The sequence below is a fragment of the Actinomadura sp. KC216 genome, from assembly GCF_004348535.1.
In the GTDB taxonomy this organism is placed as follows: domain Bacteria; phylum Actinomycetota; class Actinomycetes; order Streptosporangiales; family Streptosporangiaceae; genus Spirillospora.
On sequence record NZ_SMJX01000372.1, the window covers coordinates 1 to 7,619 of the forward strand.

Consider the following 7,619-nt stretch of genomic DNA (forward strand, 5'->3'; position numbering starts at 1 on the left):
GGTGTGGGCAGGCGGGTCGCCAGGTGGGCGCCGCTCGCCGCCGCCGCGTGCCTGCTCCTGGTGATCGGCACCCTGTTCGGCGGGCTGGTGTTCCCTTACGGGTCGGACGAGACCGTGTCGCCTCCGCCGTCCCCGTCCGCGTCGACGTCCCCCGGCGTGGAGCGGATCGCGGCGGCGAACCCCAAGACCAACATCAACGGCTACGTGCTGCTCACGAAGAAGAAATGGGGCACGAAGGTCGAGCTGCATCTGGCGGGCGTCCCGAAGGGGTCGCACTGCCGACTGCTGGTGGTCGCGCGGGACGGGCGGCGCGACGCGCTCGGCAGCTGGTACGTCCCGTACGACAAGGGCTACGGTGAGTACACGGGATCGACGATGTTCCCGCGCGGCCAGCTGTTCTCGTTCGAGGTCGTCGGCCTGGACGGCAAGCCGCTCCTCACCATCCCCGCCTGACCGCCTCCCCGACCGCCTGACCGCCTGTCCACCCGTCCTGCGGAAGAAGTCGCCCGCCCCCGGGGTTGTGCATGTCGATGACCGGTGCATTGATCGCGGCCGCGGTGCTCGCCGCCGCCACGCTGTTCGGCCTGCTCTGGCGGCGCCGCGACGGCGTGCTGCGCGCGGGACGGCGGCAGAACGGGACCGACGCGGTGGACACAGCCCTCAACCCGGACGACCTGGGCGGCGCCGAACTCGGCGAGAAGGCCACGCTCCTGCAGTTCTCCAGCGCGTTCTGCGCGCCCTGCCGCGCCACCCGCCGCGTCCTCGGCGAGGTGGCCGAGATGGTCGACGGCGTCGCGCACATCGAGCTGGACGCCGAGGCGCATCTGGACCTCGTCCGCAGGCTGAACGTCATCCGCACCCCGACCGTCCTGGTCCTGGACGCCGCCGGCCGCATCGTCCGCCGCGCCTCCGGAGCCCCCCGCAAGCCCGACGTCATCGCCGCACTTGGCGAGGCGATACCGACATGACCTGGGCGAAGACGAATGTAACTGTCTCGCAAGACGAGATGGATGTGACAGCGCGTGGATTGTCGGCTTACCATCATGTCCGTGCGTGACTGGACAGAGCAGATGCTCACGAAGCGCCGCGCGGTCGACTTCTGCCGCGTGGCCGCCTCGCTCTGTCGTATGGCCTGAGGCATCGAGCCCGTCCGCCCCCGAGCACTTCCACTTCTAGCTCGTACGCACGCTTCCCTCCGCCAGGAGCACCCTGATGCAGGTTGACCCGCGTGGGCCGCGCTTCAACGCGTCGGTCACGACTGCGGTTCTGATCGCGGTTCTGGTGACGGGAAGCTGGGCATTGCTCGCCGCTCAGGCCGTCGTGTTCGCCATCGCGACCTTCCTCGGCCTCCGGTACGCCCCGTACGGCCTGCTGTACGCAGTGCTCATCCGCCCCCGGCTCGCTCCGCCCAGGGAACTGGAGGACGCCGCCCCGCCCCGCTTCGCGCAGGGTGTCGGCCTCGTGTTCGCCCTGGTCGGGACGGTCGGTTACGCGGCGGGGATCACCTGGCTCGGTATCGGTGCCACCGCCCTCGCGCTGGCGGCGGCGTTCCTGAACGCGGCGTTCGGGTTCTGCCTCGGGTGCGAGATGTATCTGCTCATCCGACGTATCACCGCGAAATTCCGCTCCGAGAGGGAGGTTCCCGCATGAGCCGCTCAGACGTCCTGGTGGACACCGACTGGGTTGAGTCCCACCTGGACGACCCCGGTCTCGTTCTCGTCGAGGTCGACGAGGACGTGTCCGCCTACGACAAGGGCCACATCCGTGGCGCCGTGAAGATCGACTGGAAGACCGAGCTGCAGGACCCGGTCCGCCGCGACTTCGTCGACAAGACCGGGTTCGAGCAGCTGCTGTCCGCGAAGGGCATCGCGAACGACGACCTGGTCATCCTGTACGGCGGCAACAACAACTGGTTCGCCGCGTACGCGTACTGGTACTTCAAGCTGTACGGGCACGACAAGGTCAAGCTGCTCGACGGCGGCCGCAAGAAGTGGGAGCTGGACTCCCGCGAGCTCGTCACCGACGTCCCGTCCCGCCCGAAGACCGACTACAAGGCCAAGGAGCAGGACCTGGCGATCCGCGCGTTCCGCGACGAGGTCGTCGACGCCATCGGCAGCAAGAACCTGATCGACGTCCGGTCCCCGGACGAGTTCAGCGGCAAGCTGCTCGCCCCCGCCCACCTGCCGCAGGAGCAGTCGCAGCGGGCCGGCCACGTGCCGACCGCCCGCAGCATCCCGTGGTCGAAGGCGGCCAACGACGACGGCACGTTCCGGTCCGACGAGGAGCTCCGCGAGCTCTACACCGAGGCCGGCGTCGACCTGAACAAGCCGACGATCGCGTACTGCCGGATCGGTGAGCGCTCCTCGCACACCTGGTTCGCGCTCCGCGAGCTGCTGGGCCTGCAGGACGTGAAGAACTACGACGGTTCCTGGACCGAGTACGGCTCGCTCGTCGGCGTTCCCATCGAGCTCGGCGCCCCCAAGTAAACGGAGGAGCAATGACCACCACCCAGGGCTGCGCAGCCCCAGAGCAGACGGCGCACCTGCCCGCGACCGTCGACCTGACGAACGAGGCCGTCATCCAGGGCAAGGTCACCCGCGACGGCGCCCCGGTGTCCAGCGCCTACGCCCGCCTGCTCGACTCGACGGGCGAGTTCACCGCCGAGGTCGTCACCGGTGAGGAGGGCGTGTTCCGGTTCTTCGCCGCCGACGGCGACTGGACGGTGCGCGTGCTGGCCGCCGGCGGCGTCAGCGTCGACAACGCCGTCACGGCCAAGACCGGCGAGGTCGCCGCCCTCGAGGTCGCCATCTGACCCGAGCCCTTCCAGGCCGAGGCGTCCACGCATGCGGGCGCCTTCGCGGTGAAACGGCCGCCGGACCCCGCCGTCCCGCCCATCCGGGACGGCGGGGTCCGGCGTTTCCACCGTCCTGCGGCGGCCCGTCCCGCGTCCCCGGAAGAAGCCCGCGGCGCGCGGGGGCGCCGCCGATCCTCTACGATCAGCGCGATGTTCGGACTGTCCGCGCGGTCGCCGCTGATACTCCCCTGGGCCACGCTGAAGCTCGCGGGACGGTTCGTCCTGCCGCTCGCCCTGTGGTTCACGGTCGGCGAGCTGCTCCGCGACGGCGCCATGTACGGCGGCTACCGGCTCGGCGAGATGAAGGGGACGGCGGCGACGGTCGCGCCGATCGCCACCATCGGCCTGCTGGTGGTCATCACGCTCGCCGTCGCGGTGCTGATGGTCCACAGCGTCCGCGAGGGCCTGGACGTGGTGCACGCCCGGGAGGCGGACGGCGACCTGACGCCGTGGGCGGTCGGGAACGAGGAGTCGGTCATCGGCGCCATGGGCCGCGCCGCGCTCCCGTTCGTCATCTTCTACCTCGCGTGGGGCTTGCAGGCCGAGGACGCCCGCGAGTTCGCCGACCAGGCCGCGAGCCGCGGCTTCCAGGAGGGTGGCATCCAGGGGCAGCTCGACGCCCTCGACATGCTGCTCTCGCTGGAGAAGCACATCGGCCTCGCGATCGGCCTCACCGCCGGGCTGTTCGTGCTGAAGGTCGCCGCGGAGTGGCGGCTGGAGGAGCGGCTGCCCCGCGCCATCGGCGCCCTCGTCGCCTTCCTTGAGGTCAACTTCGCGCTGTTCGGCATCTTCAGCATCGACCATCTGCGCGAGAAGGGCGTCGAGTGGTTCAGCGGGCGGCAGGCGTGGACGTGGGCGACCGACGTCGCCGGTCCCGCCCTCGACCTCTGGCCGCCGTTCAAGCACGCGGTGCTCGGCGCGCTGATCTGGCTGGTGATCGCCGGGGTGATCCTCGGCCTGGACGCGGGCGACGAGCAGGTCGTGCTCGGCCGGAGCCGGGCGGCGCGGCGGCTGGCCAGGGCGGGCGGCGTCGGCCGCGTGAACAGCCCCCGCGAGCTCCTCACCCGCGGGTTCCGGGAGATGTGGCTGCCCGCCTGGTACGGGCTCCGGCTCGTCCGCCGGTCCGGGATGATGCCGTTCGCGACGTTCTGCCTGCTGTTCGCGGGCCTGGGCGTGGCGGCGGAGGCGTCCCGCCGGTTCGTCTACGAGCTGATCGGCCCGCACGAGGTCACGTGGTGGGTCCAGGTGATGCCGTTCGTCGGGTTCGCGACGTCGCTCGTCTTCGAGATCCTGCGGATCTGCCTGCTGGCGGCCGCGTTCAACCTCGTCATGGCGCGGGTCAGTGCTCGAACCGCAGCGAAGGCAGTGGGTCCTCAGCCTTCCGCGACGTCTTCGGTGCCTGGATCATCAGTTCCAGCGAGCCCGCCTTGGCACGGGGCACCGTCCCCTTGACGATGATCCGCATCGCGACGCCCGCCCTGGCGCCTATCCCGCCCGTCGCCAACGCCGACCATTCACGGCCCTCGTCGTCGACGAGCCGGTAGACGATTCCATACGAACCGACCGACTTCGCGCTGGCGGCGTCCCCGGGACGGACCGCGAGGCCGATGCGCAGGTCGACCACGTCGTTGGTCTCGTCCTTCGCCAGGGGCGGAGCCTGCTGGCGCCCGATGACCTTCCACTCCGCGCCGATGAGCTCGCCGACCTGCCCCGGCTGGACGCTGGTGACCTTCTCCGGCGGCTTCAGGTGCTTCTGGATGCCGTTGGTCTCGTCCGCCCACTGCACGACGAGAAAGGCCGGGACGGCGCACAGAAGCGCGATCGCCTGCAGGATCCTTCTGTCGCGAGGACGCAGCCGTTCCGGCCGCTCCTCGGGCTCCGCCGCGGACTCGGGCTCCGCCGCGGACTCGGGCTCCGCCGCGGACTCGGGCTCCGCCTGGACGATCGGCTGCGGCCTGGTCACCGCCGCCGTCATGAACCGCCCGCCCTGATGAGGCGCCTGCTGCCCGCCCTGGTGAGGCGCCTGGTGCCCGCCTTGATGAGGGGCTTGGTGCCCGCCCTGGTGTGGCGCCTGCCATCCGCTCCCCGTCATGGGGTGCCCGCCCTCGCGTCGTAGCGGTCGGGGGCGTTCCGGATCAGCTCGTCCGCCCGCTCGCCGGTGAGGCCGAGGTCGATGTCGGCGGCCGCGGACAGTTGCGGCAGCAGCCCGCCCGTTCCGACGACCAGATGCGCCCCTTCCAGGCGCTTCTTCGGCAGCTCGAACACGAAGGCGGTCCGCGTCCAGATCATCGGCTGGAACGTCGGCCGCGCCCCGCCGGACGCGGAGCCCGTCCGCGGGTCCTCCCTGAACGTGAAGCCGCCGGGCGTCTCCAGCTCCGCCGTCCGCAGCTCCAGCGGCTCGCGGTGGCTCGTCGCCCTGATCCGGACGATGAGGTAGATCCCGTCCGTGCCGACCGCGGGCGGGTTCCCGAAGCTGAGACCGGGCGCCAGCGACCTCGCCGCCTCGACCTTCTCGACCCGCACGCTGAAGTCGCGGTTGCGGACCTCCTCGCCGACCGCGCCGCCGCCCCGGATCGGCTCCAGCTCCGCCGCCAGGACCTGCGGCTTCAGCGAGTACATCCACATCGCACCGGCGAGCAGCGCCGTCCCGCCGATCCCCGCCCCGCCCTTCAGGAGCACCTTCTGCACGTTCATCGCGGGCTCACGGTGGGCCAGGGCGACCGTCGCGCCGGGCGCCCTGCGGGCGTCCGCGACGCCTGCGGTTGGGGGCCGGTGCCGAAGGACGGCTGCGGCTCCGGGCTGCTCGCGCTCGACTCCGCGACGGGAAGGGTGAGGCGGCCGACGAGCGTGTCGCTCTCCCGGTCGACCCTCCAGGTGAAGGTGCTGTCGGTGAACCCGTGGTCGTATGTCCATTTGCGCAGCCCCACGGTCAGCTTCCGCGGCGCGTCCGCCGGACCCAGCTTCCACATCGCGGACACCTCGACCGGCAGCTCCGGCTGCGCCACGATGGTCTCCGCGCCCCCGGCGACGCCCTCGACCTGCTCGGGCTTCACCCATTTCCCGTCCTTCGTCAGGGCCGCGACGCCGTCCGCCAGCCCGCCCGTGTTGAGGGACTTGGTCTCCTTGCCCTTGTTGACGACCCTCATCCGCACGATGAGGAAGCGCTCCTTCTTGCCGCCGAAGCCGCCGTCCACCAGCCCGACCCGCGCGTCGCGGACGGTGACGGTGAACAGCCCGAGATCCAGCGCCTTACCCGCAGGCTGGGACGGCTGCTTCGGCGTCTCCGCGAGACCGCCCGTCGCCCACAGCACCGGAACGAGGACGGCCACCGCGCCCAGCACGCACAAGGGCACGACCCAGCGCCGCGCTGACGCGCGCTGCGGCTGGTCCCCGGCGGGCTCCGCGGGAGGCGGCGGAACCGGTGCGTACGAGTACATCCGCACGATGGTAATGCTTCACCACGTTCCCGGCATGGCAGACATCGCCCGTCAGCACCGGGAGGCCGACCCTCCACACGCGCTTCAGGGACCCCGCATTCCACGCCGGGCACGGCCCTTCGCCGCGGCTTGGTGCGCTGACCTCCGCCCGCCTTGCCGAGACGGCACAGCCCGGTAATGTGCTTGTTGCTCATGACGCGACTCAGCCTCTGGAGGAATGGTGCCGCGGCGTTCGTCGACTCTCGCTCTCGCGTCGGCCATCGCGTTGACCGCCGCGCTCGTCCCTCCGCTCCAGCAGGCCCCGGCATGGGCCGCGCCCTGCGAGGAACCGCTGGTCTACGGCAGTCCCGCGACCGAACTCCCCAAGCAGCTGTGGCCGCAGGAGCGGCTGAACTTCACCGACGCCTGGCAGCACACCAGGGGCAAAGGCGTGAAGGTCGCGGTGGTGGACAGCGGTGTGGACACCGGCCACCCCCAGCTCCGCGGGCACGTCAAGGCCTACGACGTCACGAAGGCCGGTCTTGAGGACTGCGTCGGCCACGGCACGCTGGTGGCCGGCATCATCGGCGCGCAGGACCTGCGCGGCCAGGGCATCCCGTTCATCGGCGTCGCGCCCGAGGCCGAGATCATCTCGGTGAAGATGGCCGTCAAGTCGCAGGGCAACCAGCCGGGCTGGGCCGCGGCCGGCATCCGCAAGGCCGTCGACCTGGGCGCCAAGGTGATCAACATCTCGTCCCAGTCGCCCGACCTGCCGGACCTGCGCAAGGCCGTCCACTACGCCCAGCAGCGCGACGTCGTGATCGTCTCGGTGGCCGGCAACCTCACCGACCAGACCAAGCAGACCCCGCAGAAGGCGTACCCGGCGAGCTACCCCGGCGTGATCTCCGTCGGCGCCCTGAACAAGGACGGCACTCTCGCCGGCTTCTCCAACACCGTGACCCCGGTCAGCGTGACCGCGCCCGGCCAGAACGTCATCAGCACCTGGCCCCGCAACTCCTACAAGATCGACAACGGCACCAGTCTCGCCGCCCCCTACATCGCCGGCACCGCCGCGCTGATCCGCTCCTTCAACCCGAACCTGAACTACATGCAGGTCAAGCAGCGGATCGAGCAGACCGCGGACGGCGCCCAGGTCGAGGGCACCGGCTCGGGCGTGGTGAACCCCCTCCGCGCGGTCACCACCGTCGGCACGGGCGGCACGGGCAAGCCCCCGGCCGCCGTGGGCGTCCAGCGCGTCTCCATCGACCAGCCGCCCCCCGATGACCGCCTCGGCCGCAACCTGGCGCTGTCCTTCACCGCCGCGTCCCTGGCGGCCGCCGCCATCATCG

Annotated in this window: 9 protein-coding genes and 1 pseudogene; 7 read left to right on the forward strand and 3 right to left on the reverse strand. The window is 71.1% G+C overall.

Annotated elements, in window-relative coordinates; all coding sequences use genetic code 11:
• From E1264_RS44095 to E1264_RS37300, 6 genes and pseudogenes are all read left to right on the forward strand, one after another.
• A pseudogene (locus E1264_RS44095) lies at positions 1 to 453 on the forward strand (hypothetical protein); the annotation flags it as partial.
• Positions 454 to 647: 194 nt separating this feature from the next.
• Positions 648 to 968: a thioredoxin family protein gene (locus E1264_RS37280; protein ID WP_243711411.1), complete on the forward strand. Its 321-nt coding sequence runs from the start codon at positions 648 to 650 to the stop codon at positions 966 to 968.
• 244 nt (positions 969 to 1,212) lie between these two features.
• Complete coding sequence (locus E1264_RS37285; protein ID WP_132181382.1) at positions 1,213 to 1,650, forward strand: DUF4395 domain-containing protein; 438 nt, start codon at positions 1,213 to 1,215, stop codon at positions 1,648 to 1,650.
• Positions 1,647 to 2,486, forward strand: a complete 840-nt coding sequence (locus tag E1264_RS37290; RefSeq protein WP_132181384.1) for a sulfurtransferase — start codon at positions 1,647 to 1,649, stop codon at positions 2,484 to 2,486. Before E1264_RS37285 ends, E1264_RS37290 begins: the two co-directional genes overlap by 4 nt.
• A gap of 11 nt (positions 2,487 to 2,497) precedes the next feature.
• Positions 2,498 to 2,812, forward strand: a complete 315-nt coding sequence (locus E1264_RS37295; RefSeq protein ID WP_132181386.1) for a DUF1416 domain-containing protein — start codon at positions 2,498 to 2,500, stop codon at positions 2,810 to 2,812.
• Between the two features lie 192 nt (positions 2,813 to 3,004).
• Positions 3,005 to 4,306, forward strand: coding sequence for a hypothetical protein (locus tag E1264_RS37300; protein ID WP_132181388.1), 1,302 nt, complete (start codon positions 3,005 to 3,007; stop codon positions 4,304 to 4,306).
• Here E1264_RS37300 and E1264_RS37305 read toward each other — a convergent pair.
• The 3 genes from E1264_RS37305 to E1264_RS37315 all read right to left on the reverse strand — a co-directional run bounded on the left by E1264_RS37305 (position 4,194) and on the right by E1264_RS37315 (position 6,291).
• Positions 4,194 to 4,829 carry a hypothetical protein gene (locus tag E1264_RS37305; protein ID WP_132181390.1) on the reverse strand — a complete coding sequence of 212 codons (636 nt, stop codon included), beginning with the start codon at positions 4,827 to 4,829 and terminating at the stop codon, positions 4,194 to 4,196. The two genes, E1264_RS37300 and E1264_RS37305, sit on opposite strands and share 113 nt — an antisense overlap.
• Before the next feature lie 113 nt (positions 4,830 to 4,942).
• On the reverse strand, positions 4,943 to 5,548 hold the full coding sequence (locus E1264_RS37310) for a hypothetical protein (protein WP_132181392.1): 606 nt from the start codon (positions 5,546 to 5,548) through the stop codon (positions 4,943 to 4,945).
• Positions 5,545 to 6,291, reverse strand: a complete 747-nt coding sequence (locus E1264_RS37315; RefSeq protein ID WP_132181394.1) for a hypothetical protein — start codon at positions 6,289 to 6,291, stop codon at positions 5,545 to 5,547. Before E1264_RS37315 ends, E1264_RS37310 begins: the two co-directional genes overlap by 4 nt.
• A 217-nt stretch (positions 6,292 to 6,508) precedes the next feature.
• Here E1264_RS37315 and E1264_RS37320 point away from each other — a divergent pair.
• Positions 6,509 to 7,619 (forward strand): S8 family serine peptidase (locus tag E1264_RS37320; RefSeq protein WP_132181396.1); only part of this gene is annotated, 1,111 nt, incomplete at its 3' end.